This is a genomic window from Microvirga pakistanensis, assembly GCF_004458765.1.
In the GTDB taxonomy this organism is placed as follows: Bacteria; Pseudomonadota; Alphaproteobacteria; order Rhizobiales; family Beijerinckiaceae; genus Microvirga; species Microvirga pakistanensis.
In genome coordinates, this window is the sequence record NZ_SPJX01000364.1 from 1 (window position 1) to 21,919 (window position 21,919).

Annotated in this window: 21 protein-coding genes and 2 pseudogenes; 6 read left to right on the forward strand and 17 right to left on the reverse strand. The window is 61.6% G+C overall.

The window, feature by feature from the left end:
* From E4K09_RS31130 to E4K09_RS18210, 7 genes and pseudogenes are all read right to left on the reverse strand, one after another.
* Positions 1 to 189 (reverse strand): annotated as a pseudogene (locus E4K09_RS31130) (sulfite exporter TauE/SafE family protein); the annotation flags it as partial.
* 133 nt (positions 190 to 322) lie between these two features.
* Positions 323 to 451 carry a hypothetical protein gene (locus E4K09_RS30715; RefSeq protein WP_280177477.1) on the reverse strand — a complete coding sequence of 43 codons (129 nt, stop codon included), beginning with the start codon at positions 449 to 451 and terminating at the stop codon, positions 323 to 325.
* 48 nt (positions 452 to 499) lie between these two features.
* Entirely contained in the window at positions 500 to 1,204 is a 705-nt protein-coding gene (locus E4K09_RS18190; RefSeq protein ID WP_134499192.1) for a fumarylacetoacetate hydrolase family protein, read from the reverse strand.
* On the reverse strand, positions 1,204 to 1,956 hold the full coding sequence (locus tag E4K09_RS18195) for an ABC transporter permease (RefSeq protein WP_134499193.1): 753 nt from the start codon (positions 1,954 to 1,956) through the stop codon (positions 1,204 to 1,206). The genes E4K09_RS18190 and E4K09_RS18195 overlap by 1 nt, the downstream gene beginning before the upstream one ends.
* An 11-nt stretch (positions 1,957 to 1,967) precedes the next feature.
* Positions 1,968 to 2,768, reverse strand: a complete 801-nt coding sequence (locus E4K09_RS18200; protein WP_134499194.1) for an ABC transporter ATP-binding protein — start codon at positions 2,766 to 2,768, stop codon at positions 1,968 to 1,970.
* 1 nt (position 2,769) lies between these two features.
* Positions 2,770 to 3,525, reverse strand: coding sequence for an ABC transporter permease (locus E4K09_RS18205; protein ID WP_425293861.1), 756 nt, complete (start codon positions 3,523 to 3,525; stop codon positions 2,770 to 2,772).
* A gap of 123 nt (positions 3,526 to 3,648) precedes the next feature.
* Positions 3,649 to 4,644 carry an ABC transporter substrate-binding protein gene (locus E4K09_RS18210; RefSeq protein ID WP_134499195.1) on the reverse strand — a complete coding sequence of 332 codons (996 nt, stop codon included), beginning with the start codon at positions 4,642 to 4,644 and terminating at the stop codon, positions 3,649 to 3,651.
* 175 nt (positions 4,645 to 4,819) lie between these two features.
* Between E4K09_RS18210 and E4K09_RS18215 the strand changes: the two genes are divergently transcribed.
* Positions 4,820 to 5,521 (forward strand): FadR/GntR family transcriptional regulator, encoded by a 702-nt coding sequence (locus tag E4K09_RS18215; RefSeq protein WP_193557318.1) that lies wholly within the window; start codon positions 4,820 to 4,822, stop codon positions 5,519 to 5,521.
* A 256-nt stretch (positions 5,522 to 5,777) separates the two neighbouring features.
* Positions 5,778 to 6,068, forward strand: a complete 291-nt coding sequence (locus E4K09_RS18220; protein WP_134499197.1) for a hypothetical protein — start codon at positions 5,778 to 5,780, stop codon at positions 6,066 to 6,068.
* Between the two features lie 143 nt (positions 6,069 to 6,211).
* On the opposite strand, the gene E4K09_RS18225 is transcribed toward E4K09_RS18220, so the two are convergent.
* The gene (locus tag E4K09_RS18225; RefSeq protein ID WP_134499198.1) at positions 6,212 to 6,433 is read right to left on the reverse strand and encodes a hypothetical protein; all 222 of its coding nucleotides are present in this window, start codon (positions 6,431 to 6,433) and stop codon (positions 6,212 to 6,214) included.
* Between the two features lie 405 nt (positions 6,434 to 6,838).
* Here E4K09_RS18225 and E4K09_RS18230 point away from each other — a divergent pair, with 405 nt between their 5' ends.
* Positions 6,839 to 7,534, forward strand: a complete 696-nt coding sequence (locus E4K09_RS18230; RefSeq protein WP_134499199.1) for a PRC-barrel domain-containing protein — start codon at positions 6,839 to 6,841, stop codon at positions 7,532 to 7,534.
* A gap of 127 nt (positions 7,535 to 7,661) precedes the next feature.
* Here E4K09_RS18230 and E4K09_RS18235 read toward each other — a convergent pair whose 3' ends face one another.
* The 4 genes from E4K09_RS18235 to E4K09_RS18250 all read right to left on the reverse strand — a co-directional run bounded on the left by E4K09_RS18235 (position 7,662) and on the right by E4K09_RS18250 (position 10,976).
* A complete protein-coding gene (locus E4K09_RS18235) occupies positions 7,662 to 8,249 on the reverse strand; it encodes a LemA family protein (protein WP_134499200.1) in 588 nt (195 codons plus the stop codon).
* A 317-nt stretch (positions 8,250 to 8,566) separates the two neighbouring features.
* Positions 8,567 to 9,373: an SGNH/GDSL hydrolase family protein gene (locus E4K09_RS18240; RefSeq protein ID WP_134499201.1), complete on the reverse strand. Its 807-nt coding sequence runs from the start codon at positions 9,371 to 9,373 to the stop codon at positions 8,567 to 8,569.
* 28 nt (positions 9,374 to 9,401) lie between these two features.
* Positions 9,402 to 10,529, reverse strand: coding sequence for a cytochrome P450 (locus E4K09_RS18245; protein WP_244610578.1), 1,128 nt, complete (start codon positions 10,527 to 10,529; stop codon positions 9,402 to 9,404).
* A gap of 237 nt (positions 10,530 to 10,766) precedes the next feature.
* Complete coding sequence (locus E4K09_RS18250) at positions 10,767 to 10,976, reverse strand: hypothetical protein (RefSeq protein WP_134499203.1); 210 nt, start codon at positions 10,974 to 10,976, stop codon at positions 10,767 to 10,769.
* Positions 10,977 to 11,326: 350 nt separating this feature from the next.
* Here E4K09_RS18250 and E4K09_RS18255 point away from each other — a divergent pair, with 350 nt between their 5' ends.
* Positions 11,327 to 11,635, forward strand: coding sequence for a hypothetical protein (locus E4K09_RS18255; protein WP_134499204.1), 309 nt, complete (start codon positions 11,327 to 11,329; stop codon positions 11,633 to 11,635).
* On the opposite strand, the gene E4K09_RS18260 is transcribed toward E4K09_RS18255, so the two are convergent.
* Positions 11,624 to 11,908: a hypothetical protein gene (locus tag E4K09_RS18260; RefSeq protein WP_134499205.1), complete on the reverse strand. Its 285-nt coding sequence runs from the start codon at positions 11,906 to 11,908 to the stop codon at positions 11,624 to 11,626. The two genes, E4K09_RS18255 and E4K09_RS18260, sit on opposite strands and share 12 nt — an antisense overlap.
* A gap of 630 nt (positions 11,909 to 12,538) precedes the next feature.
* Between E4K09_RS18260 and E4K09_RS18265 the strand changes: the two genes are divergently transcribed.
* Complete coding sequence (locus E4K09_RS18265; protein WP_244610580.1) at positions 12,539 to 14,179, forward strand: glycosyltransferase family 39 protein; 1,641 nt, start codon at positions 12,539 to 12,541, stop codon at positions 14,177 to 14,179.
* Positions 14,180 to 14,194: 15 nt separating this feature from the next.
* Here E4K09_RS18265 and E4K09_RS18270 read toward each other — a convergent pair whose 3' ends face one another.
* The 4 genes from E4K09_RS18270 to E4K09_RS18285 all read right to left on the reverse strand — a co-directional run bounded on the left by E4K09_RS18270 (position 14,195) and on the right by E4K09_RS18285 (position 20,826).
* Positions 14,195 to 16,045 (reverse strand): ABC transporter ATP-binding protein, encoded by a 1,851-nt coding sequence (locus tag E4K09_RS18270; protein ID WP_134499207.1) that lies wholly within the window; start codon positions 16,043 to 16,045, stop codon positions 14,195 to 14,197.
* A gap of 7 nt (positions 16,046 to 16,052) precedes the next feature.
* A complete protein-coding gene (locus E4K09_RS18275) occupies positions 16,053 to 17,225 on the reverse strand; it encodes a glycoside hydrolase family 1 protein (RefSeq protein ID WP_134499208.1) in 1,173 nt (390 codons plus the stop codon).
* A gap of 510 nt (positions 17,226 to 17,735) precedes the next feature.
* Positions 17,736 to 18,896 (reverse strand): adenylate/guanylate cyclase domain-containing protein, encoded by a 1,161-nt coding sequence (locus tag E4K09_RS18280; RefSeq protein WP_134499209.1) that lies wholly within the window; start codon positions 18,894 to 18,896, stop codon positions 17,736 to 17,738.
* A gap of 217 nt (positions 18,897 to 19,113) precedes the next feature.
* A complete protein-coding gene (locus E4K09_RS18285) occupies positions 19,114 to 20,826 on the reverse strand; it encodes a methyl-accepting chemotaxis protein (protein ID WP_134499210.1) in 1,713 nt (570 codons plus the stop codon).
* Between the two features lie 681 nt (positions 20,827 to 21,507).
* Between E4K09_RS18285 and E4K09_RS30305 the strand changes: the two are divergent.
* A pseudogene (locus tag E4K09_RS30305) lies at positions 21,508 to 21,919 on the forward strand (aconitase family protein); the annotation flags it as partial.

Consider the following 21,919-nt stretch of genomic DNA (forward strand, 5'->3'; position numbering starts at 1 on the left):
GGTGCCCACGCTCAGGGGCATGCGCACCGCCTCGGGCACCTCCAGAAGCCGGAACAGCTCGTAGAGGATCGGCACCGCCACGGCCCCGCCGCCAACCCCGAACACCCCCGCCAGAAGTCCCGTCACCGCCCCGGCCGCCAACAGCGCAGCCATAAGCCAAACAAGATCAATAACCGCGATACCGTACATGCAGAGGAGCCTCTGTGGAGGGTGTAGGTTTCTAAGGACTCGTCTTCCCCATGGGGCATGGATGGAAGGGGCGGCTCGCAGCCCTTCCTCCTTGGTGCCTTTCCCCGCCTTTGGGGGAGAGACTTTCGCATGATCAACCGATCGCGGCCTTCTTGAGGTTTTCGTCGATCGTGTCGAGGAAGCCTGCGGTAGTGATACGCCAGCGGTTGCCCGCCGTGGTCTTCGCGCCGCAGCGCAGAGGAACGCGCTGCGGCGGCGTCATGGATTCTTCGGACGCCTCGTGGCGTCCTACGGAGCAGAGTTGCGCAGCCTAGACGACCACGACTTCCAGCTTGCCGACGCCCTCGACATAGCCTTCGAGAACGTCACCACGCACGACCGCGCCAACTCCCGCAGGCGTGCCGGTCATGATGATGTCGCCCGGCTGCAGGGTGAAGAGACCGGACAGGTACGAGATCATCTCCGGCACCTTCCAAATGAGCTGGTTGAGATCGCCCTTTTGGCGGATTTCCCCATTCACCTTCAGTGTGACCGCGCCCGCGCTCGGGTGACCGATTTCGCTTGCGGGCACCAGCGGGCCGCAGGGAGCCGAGGCCTCGAACGCTTTGCCGACTTCCCACGGACGCCCCAGCTTCTTGGCCTCGCCCTGGAGATCGCGCCGTGTCATGTCGAGACCGACGCCATAGCCGAAGACGTGATCGAGCGCCGCTTCCACCGGAATGTTGTCGCCGCCTTTGCCGAGCGCCACGACCATCTCGATTTCATGATGCACATCCGAGGTCTGGCTCGGATAGGGAAACTTGCCGCCGGTGACGATGTTGTCGGGGTTCTTCTGGAAGAAGAACGGCGGCTCCTTGGACGGATCGTGTCCCATCTCGATCGCGTGCTCCGCATAATTGCGGCCCACGCAGTAGATGCGGTGAACGGGGAACAGCTTGTCGCTGCCCTGAACGGGCAGGCTGACAACCGGCGCTGGCGGAACGACGTAGCCGGTCATGGCGAGGGGTGCATTCATCATCTTACTCCTGCGTAATAGTCGACTTTTTTCTCAACGGCCTCGACGGCTGCCGACATCAGCATCGCCGCAGCGAAGAGGATGATCGTCAGCGCCCAGAAGTTCTCCATGTCGAAGCTGCGTGAATAGAGCTCAAACAGTTCGCCATAACCAATGATCGCCACCAGAAGCTGGCCGATCACAACACCCTTTACGCCGCGCACCAAGCCAAGGCGAATCCCCGCGAGAATCTCCGGCAGTGCGGCGAGGAGAACGATTTTTCCGTAAAGAGCGAAGGGAGAAGCGCCATAGCAGCGCCCCATCTCGATCAGCGAGTTCGGCACGTGCTGAATGCCGGCTCGCGTATCCAACACGATGATCCACACCGCGAACAGGAAGACCGTGACGATGACCGTGGTCTCGCCCATCCCGAACAGGATCATCAGCACCGGCACCAGCGCCGAGAGCGGCGCGCTGACGAAGATGTTGACCCAGATGCTGAAGAGTTCGTCCACGGCCTTGAAGCGGCCCATCAGCACGCCGAGGGTGATACCGACCGTGATGGCCAGCGCCATGCCCACGGCGAAGCTGTGCAGCGTGACCAGGGCAGCGGATTGCCATGTCTCGGTCTGCACCATGGTGACGCCTGCCATCAGCACGCTGGAGAGCGGCGGCACCAGGAACATCAGACCGGACTGGCCGACGATCTCCCAGATCAAACACCAGACCAGGAGAGATGCCATCATCGGCACGCGATAACCGTAGAGAGTCATGGCCCTACCCCTCAATCGACGTAATGCTTGAGGCCCTGCCAGATCTCCTCGACAGTATCGAGATAGCCCTGGTCACGGCGGATGGCGTCGGGTGATGCCGTCCGGTCGATCTTGGGCTCGATGATCTGCGCAACGCGGCTCGGCCGGCGGGAGAGAAGGACGATCCTGTCCGAAACGTAGACGGCCTCCTCGATGCTGTGGGTGACGAAGATGAAGGTCTTGCGCTCCTTCTCCACGAGCTGCAGCAGATCCTCCTGGAACTTGCGACGGTTCTGCTCGTCCACGGCCGAGAATGGCTCGTCGAGCAGGAGAACCTCCGCATTGACCGCGAAGGCGCGGGCAAGGCCCACGCGTTGGCGCATGCCGCCGGACAGTTCGTGGGGATATTTGTCCTCGAACCCGGTGAGGCCGACTTCCGCGATGTAATGGCGGGCGATGGACTGGCGTTCGGCCTTCCCCATGCCCTTCAATTCAAGCCCGAATGCGACGTTGCGCATCACGGTGGCCCATGGCATGAGCGCGAAGTCCTGGAACACGAAGGCGCGCTCCGGGCCAGGGCCGGTCACGGCCTTGCCGTTGACCCGCACGTCGCCGGAGGTCGGCTCGACGAGCCCCGCGATGATCTTGAGCAGGGTCGTCTTGCCGCAACCCGAAGGCCCGAGGAGCGTCGTCAGCTTGCCGCGCGGGAAGTCGAGGTCGATCAGGCGCAGCGCTTCGATGTCGCCGTAGTACTTGCAGATGCTTCGGACCTCGACGGCGCTGTCGCCCTCGGTGCGAGGCACGGCGTGAACGGGAGCGGTGGATTCAGTCATCTCAGCCTCTTTTCTTTTCCGGACGCAGGACTCGGACCTCGAAGGCCTCCAAGGCCGCGAGCGTCAGCGTCGATACCAGGATGATGGACACGACGGCGGCATACATTTCGGCGTAATTGGCGACCGAACGATGGTACGTGATGAGGTCCCCGATCCCAGTCGGCGTGATCAGGAGTTCCGCCAGGATGACGCCAATGAATCCGGCCGCGAGACCGAGACGAAGGCCCGCGAAGATAACCGGGCTCGCATCCGGGATGATGACCTTCGTGATCTGCTGAAGCCTTGTGCCCTGGAACGAGCGGCACATCGCGACCAGAGAGGGATTGGCATTCCGGATCGCCTTGTAGCCGTTCAGCACAATGACCGGCAGAGCCAGCATGATGACCGCAAGGGTCTTCGCCATCAGGCCGATGCCGTACACGAAGGTGATGAGCGGAATGAGGGCCGCCATGGGAGCCGACTGAAGGACGATGAACAATGGCGCGACGAGCCACTCGGCCTTGCGGGACAAGCCCATGACGATGCCCAGCCCCACCCCAACGATGCCGGAAATCGCCACTCCGATCACGAGAGGCTGGAGAGTGGATCCGTAGGCGGCAATGAGACTGCCGTCGAGAAGCAGAGAGGAGAAGGCGTAAAGCGTCTCGAGGAAGGTCGGGAAAGCGTAGCTGATCGGTATTCGCCCTGCGATTTCCCATATGAGGAAGAAGAGCCCCAGGGAGAGCACCCGCACGGCGATCGGGTGGCTTGTGAACAGGCGACCGAGGCCCAGGCCCCGGCCCGCCGGGGAATGGACGGCCCGCACGGGGCCGTTCACAGGCGACGTCAGTTGCGAGTTCACTCGGGAATTCGCCTGAGAGGAAGCCATCATGCCGGCACCTCACATGGTGCCGATCTTGGCCAGAACACGATCCAGCGGACGCGTATCCCAGAAGTCCTCCACTTTCAGGCTTGCGGGTTCACCCGTGATCTGGCCCGACAGCGTGTAGAAGGCGAAGTCGTCCTTCGCGGCTGCTGCGCCGCCGCCGTTGAGCGGGAACGCCTTGCCCTTCGCGAGCTCTTCGAAATAGGGTTTAATTTCGTTGACCTGCGAGGCCGGTAAGTCAGGGAGCAGCTTGTACTTGGCGCGCCACTCGGAAACGATACCCGGATTGGCCGTCACTTCGCGCCAGGTAGTGAGGATCGCCTCTACGATCTTGTCGACATCCGCTGCATTCTTCTCGAGGAAGTTCGTGTTGGCGAACAAGGCCTCATCCGTTGCGTTCACGCCCTCGAGCGGCAGAATGACGAACTTTCCGGGAGCCTGGGCTTCGAGCAGGCGGCGGCCGGATGCATCGACGATCGTGGCCTTCACGTTGCCCTGGAGCAGAGCGCCCGTGCGAACCTCCGCGCCCGGGATGTAGCTGATCTTGGAGAACTTGATCCCCTGACGCTGCTCCATGAGCTTCATGATGGCCTCGGTGCCGGAACCGCGCGAGTGAACCGCGACCTCCTGCCCGTCCAGATCCTTCCAGGTCTTGTAGAACTCGCCGTTGACGGCCGGGTAGAAACGCAGCGTCGACAGCTGCATGAACATCCGGATGGGAGCCTTGACTTTCTGAACCAGGGCATAAGGACCACCGACGCCGATATCGGCTTGACCGCCCACCACGGCCTGCGCGGCAATATCCTCAGACTTCAGATAGGTGACTTCGATATCGACGCCCTTCTCCTTCGCCCGCTCGAAAGCGGTCAGGAGATGGAGCGATTCGACGCTGGCGATATCGCCGAATGCGACACGAACCTTTGCGGCCTCCGCCGCACTCGACACCATCAGCGCCGCACCAATGGCGACCGCTGCGGCGCCTGCCTTTAAGCACACCAAGCCCTTGAACATGTTTCTCTCCCGATGTTTCAGGCGGTTGGCCCGCTCTTGTCTCCAGCCGCACCATTTGCGACCAATGCCATATTGGTTGCAATTGGCCGCAGGCCTGTCAAGAACTTTTGCAATTGACTGCGTTACAGTTTTAGATAATAGCTCCGACCAATCGGAAATTGGTTGAGCCGATATGATGCACATGATGAACGATGCCGGATCCAACCGGAGCATTGTGACGCAGTTGCGGGCGTTCCTTGCACAGGCGGAACTGCCCGAGGACGGGCGCCTGCCGCCGGAGCGGGACTTGGCCGCGGCGCTCGGCGTCACCCGGACGGAACTGAGGAAAGCGCTTGGAACGCTCGAATCCGAGGGCCAGATCTGGCGCCATGTCGGCAAAGGGACCTTCATGGGCAATCGTCCGACCGACACGCTCTCGGATATCGCCACTCTGGCCAGACGGACCAATCCGGCTGAATTGATGCGGGCACGACTGATCATCGAGCCCGAGATCGCAAGGGCGGCCGCCCTGACGGCGACACCCATGCATCTCACTGAGCTGAGGACGTGTCAGGCGCGCACGCGTGAAGCGGCGACATGGCGACAATACGAGAATTGGGATACCCGGCTGCACCGCACCATCGCGGAGGCCACGCAGAACACCCCCCTCCTCGGCATGTTCGACATGCTGAACGCTCTGCGCCGGGCCGTCACATGGGGCCGCCTTCGCTCCAACCCGGTCAAGCCCAACGCCGATCACCACAGCTTCGCCGAGCACGAAGCGATCATTGATGCCATCGAGAACCGTGACATGAACGGTGCTGCGGCGGCCATGCGCGCTCACCTGCAAAGCGTCGAGCGCAATCTTCTGGCCCGTCAGCTGGACATCGGCGATTGATCGCAGGAGATAGCGGACGGCTGTTTGAAGGAGAGGCGCAGCCGCTGGAACTTGGCGTCGGCGATGCAGGCGATTTCACGAACGGGAAATTCCCCTATCGGTCACGCTTCACCCTCGATCACCTGTCCTGAACACCGTTCTCGAAAAAGCGGCTCATGCCCACATCTGAGTCGATCCAAAGCCCCTTGCCAGCGCAGGAACGAGGTATTCTCGAAGCCGTTGACTTCCACGTTCACTGAGCGGACCGAGGTCATCCATGGCAAAACTCAGGCGCTTATCGACCGTCCTTGCAGGATGCATTCTGTCCAGCGGACTGGTGGGAGCTGTTTCCGCCCAGCCGCGGATGGAGCGCGATTGGGACGGCGGCCGAGAATGGCAGGAGCGGGATTGGAATCCAGACCGCGGGAGGGACTGGAGAGAGCGCGATCGCTGGGACCGCGACCGGCGCTGGCGCGACCGAGACCGTGATTGCTATTACGAGACCCGCCGCTACACGAACCGTTTCGGCGAAAGAGTCATAAGGCGCTATCGCATTTGCGAGGACTGAATCCGAGAGATCGGCGGTGCACGACGCACCACCGATCTTCTTGCGTTATTGCGGCGTCGCCGGTGCGGTGGGTGCCGGCGTCGGCGAACTCGTGGTGGCACGTGGCTGCGACTGCACGCGGTCGAATATCCGTAAAGCCGCGTCTACGCAGGCTTGCGTGGATTCCTCCTCGCCACAGACAATCCGAAGCTGCGTATCGCCGCTTCGGAGAAAGAAGCGCGCTCCGCGCCCGGACCGATCGTCGTCACCGTGCATCCCGCGACCGCGATGATAGCCTCTGCCATCATCGTCACGATCCCTGTCTCTGTCCCAGCGGCCGTGACTTTCGTGCCATCGTCCGCGCCTATCATCGTCATCGTCGTCATCCCGCGACGGACTCTGGCTCCACGCCGACGTTCCAATGAGAGCCAATCCAGCCGCCAGAATAAGTGCTTTCCGCATGGGAGCCTCCGTAAGAGCGACACTCCAGGAATGCGCGCAAACATTCCTATGCGCGTCAATGGTTCAAGGTAGGGGCGCTCGGGTGAACCGAAGGGCGGAGCGGAGGTTCCACAGGCGACCTGGATTCGCGCTCCACGGGCCGTCCGCCCCCTGGACCCCGGCCGAGCCGAAGCCACCCGGAGCTCCTTTGCGGACAAGGGAGATCCATCGAGTTCCTGCAAGGTTCCGCCGGCAATGCGCCGCGTCCTCTAAGACGCGAAAGAACCATCTCGAACCAATTCCGTTCCCCTTGAAGCGTCGCGTGACGCTCTCGTTCCAAGGAGGAACACATGCTCAAGTTGCAGTTTGCAGCGGGTCTTGCCGCTGCCGCCCTGATCTCTGGCTCCGCCCTCGCTCAGACGGCGGCTCCCACCCAGCCCGCCGGATCCGGGCAAGTGATGACCCAGATGCCGCGCGACCTTATGCGCGGCTCTCAACTGATGGGCATCGATGTCTATGGGACCGACAATCAGAAGATCGGAGACATCGACGAGGTTCTCGTGGACCACCAGGGCAAGATCCATGGCATCGTGGTCGGGGTCGGCGGGTTCCTGGGCATTGGCCAGAAGGACGTCGCGATCCCCTTCGAGCAGGTGCAATGGATGTCGAATCAGGAGGTCCAAGCCTCCGCCAACACCAACCAGGGCGGCTCAGGCACGAACACGGCAGGCGGCGTGACGGTGCCGAGTACGGCCACCGGCGGGGCAGGACAGCCGGCCACGACAGGCAGCACGGCTGCTGGCGGCACCGGATCGACGATGGGGGGGACTGCTCCGGCAGGCGGCACGGGAGCCACTGGGACAGCAAATGACCCCAACACTCCGGCCCGCGCCATGGTGAGGATGACCAAGGCCGACCTGCAGAACGCGCCCGAGTTCCGCTACAGCAACGATGCTAACCGAGCAGGCGCCGCTGGCAATACCAATCCTCCCCCGCAGAACGTCAACCCTCCCGGCAACACGCCGCCGAACTCACCGCAACAATAGGATGGGACCGGCTCCAGGCAGAACGATCCCTCACCGGGGCCGAGCCCGCCGATGGAAGCGGCGCTGATGGAGAGCACCCTCGAGTGCTCTCCCCTTCGCCGGAGCCGTGGCTGCCGGAACCGCAGCTTTACTCCGCGGGATCGTCGCGACGCTCCAGTTGCGCCTGGGCGAAGGCGGTCAGGGGCTTCGCGTCCGGGTTGAGAATGGCTGTGATCCAGCCGTCCGGGAAAGTGCGCAGTTCCTGATTGTGAGCCCGCACGGCCGCGATAAGATCGCTGCGGGCGACAACGATCCTGTCCTCGAGACGCTGGAACTCCGACAACTGCTCCGCAAAGCGCGTGTCGCCGGTCAGTTCAGGATAACGCTCGACTGTCCCGTACAGCTTGCCCAAAGCGGCCGAGAGGCGCCGCTGAGCCTTCACGTACTGACGGAAGCGTTGTGGATCGGCGATGAAGCCGTCCGCATTCAGGATTGTCGCCACATCGTCGCGGGCAGCCAGGATCTCATTGAGCACTTCGCGCTCGGCAGGGGCAGCCCGTCGCACGGCCTCGACCAGCTGCGGCACCTGGTCGGCGCGCTGTCGGTAATGGCTCTGCACCGCACTCCAGGCCTGCTGGGCCCGTTCTCTCAAGACAGGCACATCGTCATGGTCACAGGCCGTCAGCATCAACGTCAGACTGGCGGCAAGACTCCATCGTCCGAGGCATGTCAGCAACGTCGTCTCCTACCATGCCGGCGTCATCACTCATGAAGGCTTGGCACCTTCCGATTCCGGCCTTCGCTCTTCTCCAGGGAGATTAGCCGGTTCGGCGGTGCGTCGCTCGACTCGCGCCGCGCTCTGCACCGGTCGCCCTGCAACCCAGGGAGGCCCCTGCCCTGCGCATTCTCGTGTCAATGCCCGGTGCGGGAACATGTTTCCTCGGGAACATATTTCCTCTTGGGAAACGAAGAGCCCCGTAGCACGCGCGGCGCGGTGATGCTCTGACGGTCGGCGGCAGGGCTTAAGCTCGCCGGATTCTTCCGGGATTTCCGCTATTGCGCTTCCAGCACCTGAACCGCAGCTTCCGCCAGACGCCGGTGAGCCTGCGTGGTCGGATGAACGCTGTCCCAGAACAGATGCCCCTCGCACCGCCGATGCTGATGACAGGGCGTGGTGATGTCGGCAAAGCCTCCCGCCGCCGGATCGGCGCTCACCCGCTCCGCGAGCCTCCAGACGTCAAGCCGGTAGAGCCGCAGGCCCGTCTGTCCACCGAATTCCGAAAGAGCCTGATCGAGACCTCTGTTGAATTGCTCGGCTAGCCTGTTCGCTGCTTCAACGGCCGTTTGGCCTTGAGCTCGCAAGGCAGGCGTGATGCCGATTGCCGGCAGATTGGGCACGAGAATGTCGGTCGCGCCCCGACGAGCCAAGTCCGCCACGATGCTCCTCGCGGAAGCAATGGCGGCATCCACCTTCGAGACGGACTGTGGCTGACCGACCATGGCCAGCAGGTCGTTGCCTCCCCCGAAAACGATGTGAAGGATCCGGCCCCTCGGGCTGGACCGCCGAAGGTAAGCGTCCGCCTGCGCGCGCAGGCTCGTGCTGCCGGAACGGGGATCGAGACGGGCTCCGCCGACAGCATAGTTTGTCCCGCCTGCGCGGCTCGGCTCCAGCGTCAGCTGCATATCCGCCGCCAGATACTCGACCCAGACGGGCCCGTTCGAGGCGCGTCCTGCATTGCCGTTGTCCGACAAGCTGTCGCCCATGACCACGATGGCGTCGAAAAGCGGAGCAGATCGGGCGGATGAGTTCATGAAGGCACAGATTGCAATGACCGCAAGTGCATGGAGAGTGTTCAGCATGGGATCGCCCTGTTTGAGATCTTCGGCGTCACATGCGCCGCACGTCCCCGATCCGGAATCGGCTGTTGGGGATCGCGGGCGTTCTGGACAGGTCGATGCGGAGATCCTGCTGCGGCACCTGATAGCTCATCTTCCGTGTCAGCAGGCGCATCGCTGTTTTCATCAGCCCGATCGTAATCCATTCGCCTGCGCATCGATGATTGGCCATGTGACTGCCCCCGCCCTGTGGGATGAAACTATATGGACTCCCGTCCCAGTAGCGGAACCGCTCTGGCTGAAAACGCTGCGGCTCCTGCCAGATACGAGAGTCGTGATTGGTGCCATACAAATTCAGGATCACCCACTCATCCCGCTCAAAGCGACGGCCCCTCCATTCGAACTCCCGCAGAACCCGTCCCGCCACAACCGGAAAGAACGGATAATAGCGGCGCACCTCCTGCACGAAGAACTGTAGGTATTCACCGTCACCCGTCGGGATCCGCTCTCGACAATGGGGATGATCATGCAGGGCCAAAGCCCCGAACGTGATGTACCGGGCGATGGCAACGGTGGGCCGCAGCAGATTGATCAGCTCCACCGCTGCCGTCGGGGTATCCAACTGCTTCCCATCCGGTCCGCGGCGCCAAGCGATGGTGTGAACCGCTGATTGCTCTGATGCCCTGACCTCGCCCGAGCGAAGCCTCTCGACCGCACCGCGCGCCCACCGTTCAGTCCGCCGGCGCAGGGCCATGCCACGCCAGTTCCGCAGCCCCACCGCTCCCGCTCCTTCGATCATGGCCGCGAATTCCCGTGTCCGCATCGAAGCCTCGCCCTCGCCCAGCGGAACCCCGGCCCACGTACAGACGGCATGGCAAAGGATTCCCTCCACCTCCTGGTGAAGCACGATCTCCTTCATATCCTGCCATCGTGAAATGCGGGATCGCCACTCCTCCGCCACCAGATCCGACAAATGCCCGATGGAAGCTGGTGACATCAGGGACATGAGCATCTGCTTGCGGGACCGGTGCGCCTCTCCGTCCAGAACTTGAGCAGCGCCTTGATCCTGCAGCAGCCAGAGCGTTGGTTCGGGCAATGCCCGTTTGCGGGTGAAACGGCCCGGCGCGTAGAACTCCCTGGCGGCCTCCTCTCCCATCATGCAGATGGCTTTGGCGAGCATGATCCGTGTCTCAAAGATGTCGGACTGGTAGCACTCACACCGTGTCGATATGAAGGTATAACCCTCCCTCAGCAGCGCCCGCGTGCTATCCAGGTTCTTGTCGCGTGGGATTGCAGACATCAAAAATCCTTGGAGAGGCGTGTCATTGTCGCCCGGGCGTCATGAGCAAGGCGCTCCTCGGATCAGGAGGATGGCTTCGCCGAACCTGCGTGGCCCGCAGCCGGCTCGGCACCTCTCCTATCGAACGTCATGCCCTGGAAAACGATCGCTTGTGAGAACCAGCTCGTTGAGTTGAAGCGTCTCCATGCCGAGACGATGGGCCCACTCCTCCAAAGCGGACGCGTAGAGATGGGTGAGGAACCGCGTCGGACCTTCCGCCGCGCTTCTCAGTCTGGCGAGTTCTGAAACGGCCTCCTTCAACAGGTCGGAATTTCGGTCGGTGATCATGGCCACTCCCCTTCCTTCTCAGGAAACTGGGTCTGGCGGCGGTGTTGGCAAGAGGATTGGCGTCACCACCTCCCTGCTGGGATGTTTCACGCTGCGGGAGAGTCGAGCACATTCTCCCACGCCATGAGAATCGAATCTTATGACACCTCTATCGCAATCGAGGCGGCTTTGGCCTCGCACGGCATGCTCCTGTACCGCTCATGGACGCCAAGCCACCTGGACGAGCGGGATAATATTGATGGCAAGGAGGATTCGGGAACCAAGTTGCCGAGGATGAGATTTGAGATCACGGGTGGCCAAGCCCCTCCACCCGTCCCATCATTGGTACAGTGACCGAACGGAGACTACCGATGTCTGTTTTCAAGCGTGAGCTGGCCTTCGAGGCTGAACGTCCGACGGAGAACGCTGGAGATTGGTGGCATCTGGTCCTCGATACCGCAGCTCCGGGGTTATATGTGGAACACTCCTGGATACGCACCAGCGCGCACCTGAACAGCGAGATCGAGCGCGGTGCGGAGCGCTTCGGAATCAACGACTTTCTGACCCTTGCCGAGGGGCAAGCCGCCCAGCCGATGCTCATGAGCGCTCTCAAAGAGATGTTCAGGGACACGCAGCAGATCGGGGACAGGCGGCCTGAGGCCACCATCTCAGCGGGCTGAAGCCGTGCCGCCCATTCCGCATGTCGGATGGTGCTGGTCTTGCGCGCCGATGCTTCGACGCAGTTCGGCAAGATGACGAACATAGGGCTCTCGACGCTGCATATGGCGTCGTTGAACCGTGCTCAGAATCATAGGCCTGAGGTCGGGGTTCGCCGATGATTGGACGCGAGCCAATTCGAGTTCGAATTCCGCATCGATATTCTTGAGCGTGCCCGAAAGCACCCCGATGAGCGTCCTGATGCGATCTTCGGTCGGGTTATCATTTGGCAGCATGAATTTCGCCCCACTCAGTGACAGGCCTTCGCCTTGATTTTTCGAGGTTCCGGAATCTCTGGCAGTCAAAGGCTCTCGCCCGGAACATGTCTGCCGAGGGGTTCCGACGACCGTCAACTCAGCAACCCCGGCCTTGTTCCAGGGGGCGCACGAGTCGCACGGGGTCGGAGCCCCGCTTCGCTCAACGGGAGCTCGAATGGTCGGGGCGAGATCAAGAGAGATCGCGCATCCTGACAGATTGAGCTTCCCTCCCCTCACCCGGTGCTTCGGACCACTGGATGGGATTCCGATAGAGAAGCCTCGCCGTTGCGCTCACCATGCCTACGAAGGTGGTCAACATGACAAGTTCACCCATCCACGCCTCCTATGACCGGCATAGCCTGAGCCCGATGCAAGCGCTTCTCATTAACCTGTGGAAGACCGAGCCACGAGCGGCGGTGATCATAAGGAGTATTTCGGAACTTCGTGGGGTTTTCGAAGGTAACTCGCCTTGCCACTTCTGCGCCCGCATTGCTATGCCAGACTGGCAGCAAGCAATTGAGCCTTGGCCGCACCGACATCGAGCTTGGCTCTTCCGCACGCCGGAACTTCGTCATTCCCCCTTGGATCCGGAGTTGAAGATTGAGACGCGTGGCAGGAGACTGGATTTGGCGCCCGATACCGCTCCTCGTCAACTTCCTGGCGGCGGCGTTCGTACTGCGCCTGATCTCGTTCGTGTACTCCGTCTACAACTACGATGAGAGCCTTTACATTCTCATGGGTTCCGAACTGGGGAAGGGACACCTGCCCTATACGACGATCTGCGATCTCAAGCCGTTCGGACTTTTCGGCCTGTTCTCCCTTTTCACGGCCCTTCCTTTCGACGGCATCATCGTCTCAAGGATTGCCGCGTGTCTCGCTGTCGGGGCGACTGCCTACCTTTTGTCGGGTGTCGCCGGACTGCTGTTCGACGATGAATCCCGTTCCATCGGAGTCACGAGCGGCCTGACCTATATCGTCTTCACCCTGGCGACAGGTGGCGTGGCCGCTCAAGGGGAGCTCTTTCTCAACCTCTTCGCCGTTCTTGCGCTCTTCCTCCTGCTCCGAGCCCTGAGGGATCCCGTCGGTTTCAGAGCTTCAACGCTCATCGGCATAGGGCTTTGTGTCGGTATCGGGATTCAAATCAAGCAATCCATCCTTTTCGACATCCTTGCTCTTTTCGCCTGCTTCTTCATTCTGACCACGCCACGCGCCGCCGATCTCCCGACGCGTGTGCGAGCAAGTGCCCTCGGGCTCGTAGTCGTCGGTATTGTCGCCATCCTGCCGACGCTCGCGGTCATGCTGACCTACGGGCTTGCTGGCGAATGGGACGCCTGGGTTGCCGGCAACATCACGGCTCACCGGGTGTTCTACGGCCTTGAGCGTCGTTTCGAATTCGAGCCGGCTTTCCGCGCCATGTGGGAACAGGCTCCCCTTTGGATTGCAGCAGCCCTGGCCCTCGCGTTCTCGAGGCGCTTGGCCTGCGGCAACCATGAGGTTCGTGCATGTGTCTTCCTGGGCCTTTGGTTCGGCTCGATCATTGTTTGCCAGGTATTCCTTCGGATCGCCTCGGATCATTATTTCCTACAGTTTCTCCCCTCCGCGAGTCTGATGGCCGGCTTTGTGCTCGCACGCGGCGTTCTCGATCACGTGCAGAGGCAACGGGTCCGCTACGCACTTCTTTCCGTGCTCGTTGGAACCATGCTCTTCGCCATAGCCAAAGAACCCTTGCTGCATACGATCTATGTTCTCAAGGACCGGCTGATCACGGCCGAACGCTGGGCCGGTGATACACCGCGGCAGGTCGCGGCCGACCTTGCGTCCGTGCTGCAGCCTGGCGATACGATCTACGTGGTCGGATTTCAGCCGATCATCTACTACATGACCCAGACAAGACCGGCGACCCGCTTCGCCTTCACAGGCCTACCTCACAGAGACTACCCGGGCCGAGACGGTTGCCCCTGGGTGGAGCCACGTGTCGAGATGCAGCGCATTCTCGCGGCCCGCCCGAAGATGATCGTGGTCGAGGACGGCATCTTCTTCCGAGAATTGGCCCCGGAGGTGAAGTCCCTTCTCATGCATAGCCTTGCCACGGACTATCGCCTGCGCAAGCGCTATGAGCAGCATTACATGCACCATCTCTACCCGTTCGAGCGGTTCGTCATGAACGGCGGCGCTCCCGTCGAGGTCTATGAACTCGTCGCGGGTGACCCGGCCAAGTTGGCCGAGCCGAACATGCGGAACGCGCCATAGGTCGCCCGAAGCCTGCTATGCGGCATCCTCAACGACGGCATCGAGGGACATTCCCTCCGCCTGGAGCCGCCACATACGGTCAAAGAGACCGTTCTGCCGGCGAAGATCCGCAGCCGTTCCGTCCTCGACGACCCGCCCGTTCATCATGACGACGATTCTGTCGAACGCGGTAAGGGTGGAAAGCCGGTGCGCCACTGCAATGACGGTTCGATCGCGCATGAGCCTCACCAAGGCGCGCTGAATCTCCATCTCCGACTCCGTATCGAGCGCGGAAGTCGCTTCATCCAGGATGATGATGGGCGCATCCTTGAGGAAGGCGCGCGCGATGCCGATACGCTGCCTTTGGCCACCGGACAGCTTCGTTCCGCGCTCGCCCACGATCGTATCATATCCCTGAGGCAAGGCTCGAATGAAGCCATCGCAATAGGCCGCCTTGGCCGCCGCGAAAACCTCCTCGTCAGTGGCGTCCGGCTTTCCGAACCGGATGTTGTCCATCACGCTTCGATGAAACAAGGTGATTTCCTGCGGAACGACCGCGAGCGCCTCGCGTAAGCTGTCCTGCGTGATCGTCTGCAGGCCCTGACCATCGATCAGGATCTCGCCTTTCTGCACATCATAGAGGCGTTGCAGGAGATGAACCAACGTCGACTTACCGGCCCCCGAAGGACCAACGATACCGATTTTCTGCCCGGCGGGAATATGCAGGTCGATATCATGAACCGCGTCGCGGCTGCCGCCATAAGTGAAATTGACAGCTTTGAAATCCACCGCCCCGCCCTTCCGCTCCAGCTTCGCTGCTTCGCGTGTATCGCAAACCGATTGCGGTTGAGCGATCACCCGCAGAGTGTCGTCGATATAGCCGAACTGCTGCACCATATCGACCAACGACAGCGCAATCTCGCGTGACCCATGCAGGATCCGGAAGGTCAGCACGCTCACCACCACCACGTCTCCGGGTGTGATCTGGCCGATGCTCCATAGGTGCACGCACCAAGACAGCATGACCCCCGCCATCACCCACATGCATATGTCGTGAAGCACACGGGCCTTCTCCGTATACATCCAGCTTGCACGCTGCGCGGCGGCCTCGATACCGAAATCCCGAGCCAGCCGGTTCCGCTCCCGTTGCCGTGCCGAGAACGCCTTGACTGCCCACATGTTGGAGATCACATCGATGAGTTCGCCGCTCACGTTGTTGGAATGTCCCGCATAGGTTCTGTGATGATGCCGACCCCTTTCGCCAAAGAGGATCATTCCTCCGGTCACGAGCACCACGAATACGGCCAGAGCTGCCATCATCCGCACGTCCACGAGCGCGAAAACGACCAGTGCTCCGAGAAAATCGATGAGCGGAGGCATGACACGCCAGACCACTGTGTTTATCAGGGCGCCGAAGTTTCCCGCTGTGGCCGTAATGCGTTGGCCAAGAGAACCAGCGAGATTTTCAGCGAAGTAGCGCATCGGCTGACCATTGAGATAGTCAAACAGGTCGAGCCGCATGTCGACGCCGACTCCCACCGTCGTGCGGCAGCACAGCCAGCCGCTGATCCTCCAGAGGATGCTTTCCATGGCCGTGAGGGTGATGAAGAGAGTCAGCGCCATCCAAACGGCATCGTTTCCATGTCTCGGCCCTGCCATGGCATCGACGAGGAGCTTCATCACGTATTGCACACCAACCGCGCAGCCCGCCGCGCCGACGATCATGGCGGCGAGCACGGTGAATTGAAGCAGGTGAGCGCGGACATAGTGGAGTATGAATGCTCCCGGCCCTCGCAGAAATGGCGGCGGCTGGTTGTCTGCGGGAGCGGACCGGGCGACATTGGATGTGCGGCGCGGCAGTGCCGGAAAGCTGAGATCGTTCCACATTCTAGATCTATCCCGCGACCGCGAGCTTGCTCGCCTGGTGATCGGCCATGACCTCAAGGTCCCGGAAGAGCTCCTGCTGGCGGCTCAACTCGCGCGCCAGGGACACGCACACTGAGCGCTGGCCGTGCTCGTTGAGTGCGGACAAGAGCCCGACATGGCAGGTGCGTTCGTTGTCCCATCCCGGATAGTCGATGATCGGATAAAGGCAGATGCCCTGAATCGAAACGCCGATCTCCAGAGCCTCGCGAATCTCGCTGCAGACGTAGTGGAGCCACGATGCACGGCCAGATCCCTCGGCACCGGTCTCGGCGATCAGCATGGGACGGTTGTAGCGCCTGTCAACCTCGATGAGCATATCGTGCAGCGGACGGTAGGCATGATGTCCCAACGGGATCGTCGGACCGCCATGATACCACTGATTGTCCGGATAGTAGTTCACCCCGATGATATCGAGGCACTCGGGAGCGCCGCCGAGACCGGGCTCCAGTCTTCCGCAGAGCATGTCGAACACCTCGAACTGAGCGAGCCGATAGATCTCGGCGCCCCGGACATGCTGCTCATCCCCAAGACCGCCCTCAACATTGATCAAGGGCTCCGCCGTGATGAAACGGGCTTCGGGGTCGGCGGCTTTGATCCTGTCGATTGCGGCAATGAACGCCCGAACGAGCTGGCGCTTCAAGTCGGCTCCCCGGTGATGGCAGGTCGGATTGAATCGGCCCACCTCGCCACCGGCCCATGCCCAGAACGAGATCTCGTTGACCGGGCAATAGAAGGCATTGCCGTCGGTCTCGTCTCGGATCACCCGGGATGCGGCTCCAGCGAACTGGGCGAAGCGGTTGATGAACTCCGGCGACCAGATGTCCAGATCGTCTGGCCAGCCATAGTGGCAGAGATCCCAGATGATTTGCGTGCCGTTCTCTCTGGCTGCATGGAGCATGGGGAGAAGGCTCGACCAATCATACTGGCCCGGCGCTTTCTCGATCAGGTGCCACCGGAGCCCGTCTCGAGCCACGGCGATCTTGTGCTGGGAGAGCATCTTGTAATCCCCCGCGGCATTCCGATCGTGTCCCGTTGTGGCAAGAAGATCGAGACGCCTTCCGTCGGCCCTGCGGTGGCTTGAGCACTCGAAGCCGCCAAGAAAGAAACTTCGAAAGAGCAGCCGTGAGCTTTGAATGGTCATGCAGGAGTATCCTAGCTTCAGGAACCTGGAATTCAGCGCAACTCAGTATCGTACCAACGCCGTCCGGTCTGGTGGATGGACTTACGCGTGACAGGCACAATGCCCAGAGTGACGCAGGCCGAAATGGCCTCGCTCCAAAACCACAGGCGAGAAAGGATGTTCAAAATTATTCCGTGCGCATTAGTGGTAGAGAGATGATCGTAAGAGGAATGCCATGGCTATTCTTGCTGGGGGAACAGAGAATAGTGGCTAAAAGGCTCGATACTCATCCACTGTTCATTTTCGGCATTCGGGAGCAATACGCTGAATGACTTGCCCGTCCGGGAAGCAATGGGACGGCTCATCCAACGGCACCATGCAGGACGGCTCTCCATGGTCCTCGCCAGGACGCGGCCTCAGCGGGCACCTAAAGCGTCGGACGTGCATTCGAACTCACGTCCGAGGCTTTAAACTCTTGATCGTTGAGCATCTTTTCACGCAAAATCGGCTCCCACTTTCGCGTCCGATGCTCTACGCCGGGAAGGTGAACAGCTCCCGTTCACCCGGTACGCCGCGAAGCCTGTGATGGCCAAGGGAGCAGACCGGAACAGGGCTTACGGCAGCTACGGCGGACGACAGCACGACAGGGCAATCCAGCTCTGAGCAGAGGGCTTCCATCCGGCTGACTTCGTTCACCGCCGGGCCGATCACCGTGAAGTCCAGGCGGTTTGCCGCTCCAATGTTTCCGTAAAACACCTCACCGGTGTGGAGGGCGATGTCGAGGCCGAGCGGCGTCTCATCGTGGAAGGAGCGATTCACATGCTTGTTGCGAGCAAGTGCCTCACGGGCAGCGCGTATCGCCGCAGCGCAGGCTGCTTCTTTCGGCTGTTCTTCAGTGATCGGAAAGACGGCCAGGAGACCATCTCCCAGGAACTTCATGACCTCACCCCCCTGTTCGACCACCGGCTCCGCCATGGCTTCGAGGTGCCGGTTCAGCCTGGCCATGACGTGCGTGCCGGCTGCATCGGTGACGGCGGTGAAGCCTCGCAGATCGGCAAACAGCAGGGCTGCGGTCAACGTCGTGCCGGAGCCGCGTCGGATCTCGCCGCTCAGCACGCGTCTTCCGGTCGACAAGCCCACATAGGTGTCGAGCATAGCAACCGTCAGGTCGAGCAGCGTCATGCGATACGCCGCCAATGCCAGCAGCGGTAACACGGCATCGATGCGAGCGACCTCACTGGCCAGGAAGCCCTCGTCGCGGTAGGTTGAAAACGACGTGGCAATGCCGCGCAGATCCGGGGCGCTTGCATTCTCGAAACGAATGAGCCGGGCCAGATAATCCTTCCCTCCGGCTCGCCGCACTTCATCGAACACACCGAACCATTCCCCTCCCGGTTCGTTCAGATGCCAATGAAAATGTGTCCGGCCGCTGCGCAGCATGTGCCCGAAGGGGCTTTCTTCGAAGGCATGCACCTCGCGGTCATGAGAGACACCTTCGGCAACCGCGCCGATCTGTCGAGTCCAGGTGTGATTGACAACGCGGATCGTTGGATTGACGGTGGGCAGCGCGAGATAGGCCCTCGCCAGAGGGATACCCTCGGCAGTGATGTGCTCGGCAAACCCAGTGAACAGTGACGCGACGCTTCCGCCCCTGAGGCCCTGGTCCACAATCCAACGTTCCAGATCTGTCATGGCCGCATTCTAGCATTCGGCGGGGGAATGTCCGAATCGGGCCGAAGCGGACTTCAAGAGGAGACGTAGCGACGTCCGCTCTCCTAAGAGCGGACGGTCCCGACTGTCCTTCTTCATCCTTGGCGGAGAACCACCGCCGTTTCCGACCCTGTCCGCCACATGAATAGGGCCGCTGCACCCAGCGGCCCTTCGACAATCGGATTTCACCCGGTGCTGCTCACGCCGCCTTGACGCCCCTGAGGAAGTTGGCAACCTCGCGGCCGAGTTCGTTGGAGTGACGGGCCAGCTCCTGAGCCGCTCCCAGCACCTGGCTGGCTGCTGCCCCCGTCTCGCCGGCACCTTGCTGAACGTCCACGATGCTGCCGGTCACTTGTTCCGTGCCTCGTGCAGCCTCCTGCACATTGCGGGCGATCTCCGAAGTTGCCGCGCCCTGCTGCTCCATCGCGGCCGCGATGGAGGTCGAAATCTGCGACATCTCGGTGATCGTGCGGGCAATCTCCTGGATCGCCGCAACGGTCTGCTGGGTTGCGTGCTGGACCGAGCTGATCTGCTGCGAAATCTCGTCGGTCGCCTTTGCGGTCTGGGTCGCCAGATCCTTCACTTCCGATGCCACAACCGCGAAGCCCTTGCCGGCTTCGCCGGCCCGCGCGGCCTCGATGGTAGCGTTGAGGGCCAAGAGGTTCGTCTGGCCCGCGATCGTGTTGATGAGCTGCACCACGTCGCCGATGCGCTCCGCGCTGGCGGCGAGCTCCTGCACGGTGGCGCTGGTGCGTTGGGTTCCGGCGACGGCTTTCTCGGCCACCTGCGAGGATTGGCTCACCTGGGAGGCGATCTCACGGATCGAGATCGACAGCTCCTCGGTGGCGGCGGCCACCGTCTGCACGTTGGCGGAGGTCTGCTGGGCGGCCGACGAGACCGTCACGGATTGCCGGGTGGTTTGATCCGCCACATGCGCCATGGACTGGGCCGTGGCCTCCATTTCAGTGGCGGCGGAGGAGAGCCCCTGGGTCAGCGCCGACACATTGGCTTCGAAGCGTCGTGTCAGCTGATCCAACATCTCGGCACGGCGGGCTTTCTCATCGAGTTCCAAGGCAGCCTGTTCGTCGGCAGCCTTCTTGGCGACCATGGCGTCCTTGAAGACCTGAACCCTGCGCGCCATCGTGCCGATCTCGTCCTTGCGGTCGATGCCTTCGATGTTCGCGCCGAGGTTCCCCTCCGCGAGTGAACGCATGTTCTCGATGAGGCGGCCGATGGGACGGGAGATGCTGCGGCCGAGGCCGAAGGCGATGCCCAGCAGAACCAGAGCGGACACGCCGACGAAGGCGAGAAAGACGTTTCGGTAGGTCGCGTTGATAACGGCGAGGTCATCCACGTACATGCCTGCCGCCACGACCCATTGCCATTGAGGGAAGGAGACGGCGTACACCGTCTTCGGCGACGGCACGGTCTCGTTGAGCTTCGGCCAGAGGAAGTTCACGAAGCCACCGCCCTTCTTGCCCGCCTCGACCTGTTCCCGGGTCACATAGGTTCCGTTGACGTCCTTCACGTCGGAGAGGTTCTTGCCTTCCGTATTCTTGTTGGGATGCATGACAACGAAGTTGGTGTAATCGAGCACCACAAAATAGTCGTTACCATTGTAACGCATCGTGCGAAGGGTGTCGGCCGCGCGCCTCTTCGCCTCCTCCTCGGAAAACTCGCCCTTCCTGGCGCGCTCCTCGTAGCCCGCAATGAGAGTGGTGGCGGTCTGGGTCAAGCTCTTGAGCTCCGACTGCTTCCGCTCGAGCAGAAGGCTGGAGATGGTGAGCGAACCATAGATGGACAGTGCTATGAGTGCGACGATGCCTGCAGCGATGCCCGCATAAAATCGACCCGCAATGCTGGAGAAAGCCTCTGTGAGCTTTTTACGAGAGGTAGGAATTTCTTGAGACATGTCTTCTGGAATGGCCTGCCCACTTCGCCGTGGGAAGCGCACGCCCCGATAGCGTGCTGAAGTCAGGCATTTCCTGACTACTCTTTGTGGCTTGCCCGAGGCTGAAGGGCACCGCCGTGATGGCAGGGCTTCCATCGAGGGCGTCCTTTCCGGCGTTCTCACCATCCTGCCGTGCTCATGGCAGGCATGGACGGAACCGCTCTTGGAGGTGTCGCGCCGCCTCCCATGTGCGGCACCTCACAGGCATTATCTTTACGTTTGGTAAGATGTTGGGCATCAAAGGATGCTCCCCATGGCTCACCATATTACGCCCTTCATGCTTGGAGTGCTCGGGCCCCTCACCCTGATCGGCTGGCTGATTTTCCGCTGATCAGGGCTGCACCCTGTTGCCGCCAAGACGGAACAAGGATGGCCCCGCTGGCTTGCCCCTGACCAGGCAGAGTCGATGCTGCGGCGACAAGGACAGCCCCGTCACCCGCGCGCCGGTAGAACGATTCGACGGCCGGCCCCGGTTCCGCACCTGATGATATGGCGCCAGCACGGCTTTGAATGCGTCACAGCTCCTAACACGACGGTTCATACCGCCCGGCACCAAGCTCAGACACAGTAGCATTTTGCATTAATCAGATATGAAATGCAATACATCTTGCATTTGTATCCATGATTATGCAATGAGGGGGCATGCTCGATCAACTCCCGATCCAACCCAAGACGGCTGCTTCCTCCCTGCTTGGAGGGAAGCACCGTATTGTCGACCTCCGTACGGAAGCCGGAGATAGCCTTGAACGCCTGCCGCATATCCTGCGGATCATGCTGGAGAACGTCGTTCGGGCCGCGGGAGAGGATACCCAGCGCGCCAAGGCCGCCATTCTGGACTGGCTGAGGAGTGGACGCAGCGAGGAGGAGATCCCTTTCCTGCCTAGCCGCGTTCTGATGCATGACACCACCTGCGGCCCGGCCCTGGTTGACATTGCCGGGATGCGAGCCTCCCTCGCGGAAGCCGGATACGACCCGACCGGGCTCAATCCTGTCCTTCCCGTCGACGTCTCCACCGACCATTCCCTCGGCGTGGATGTGTTCGGCTCCCCCGATG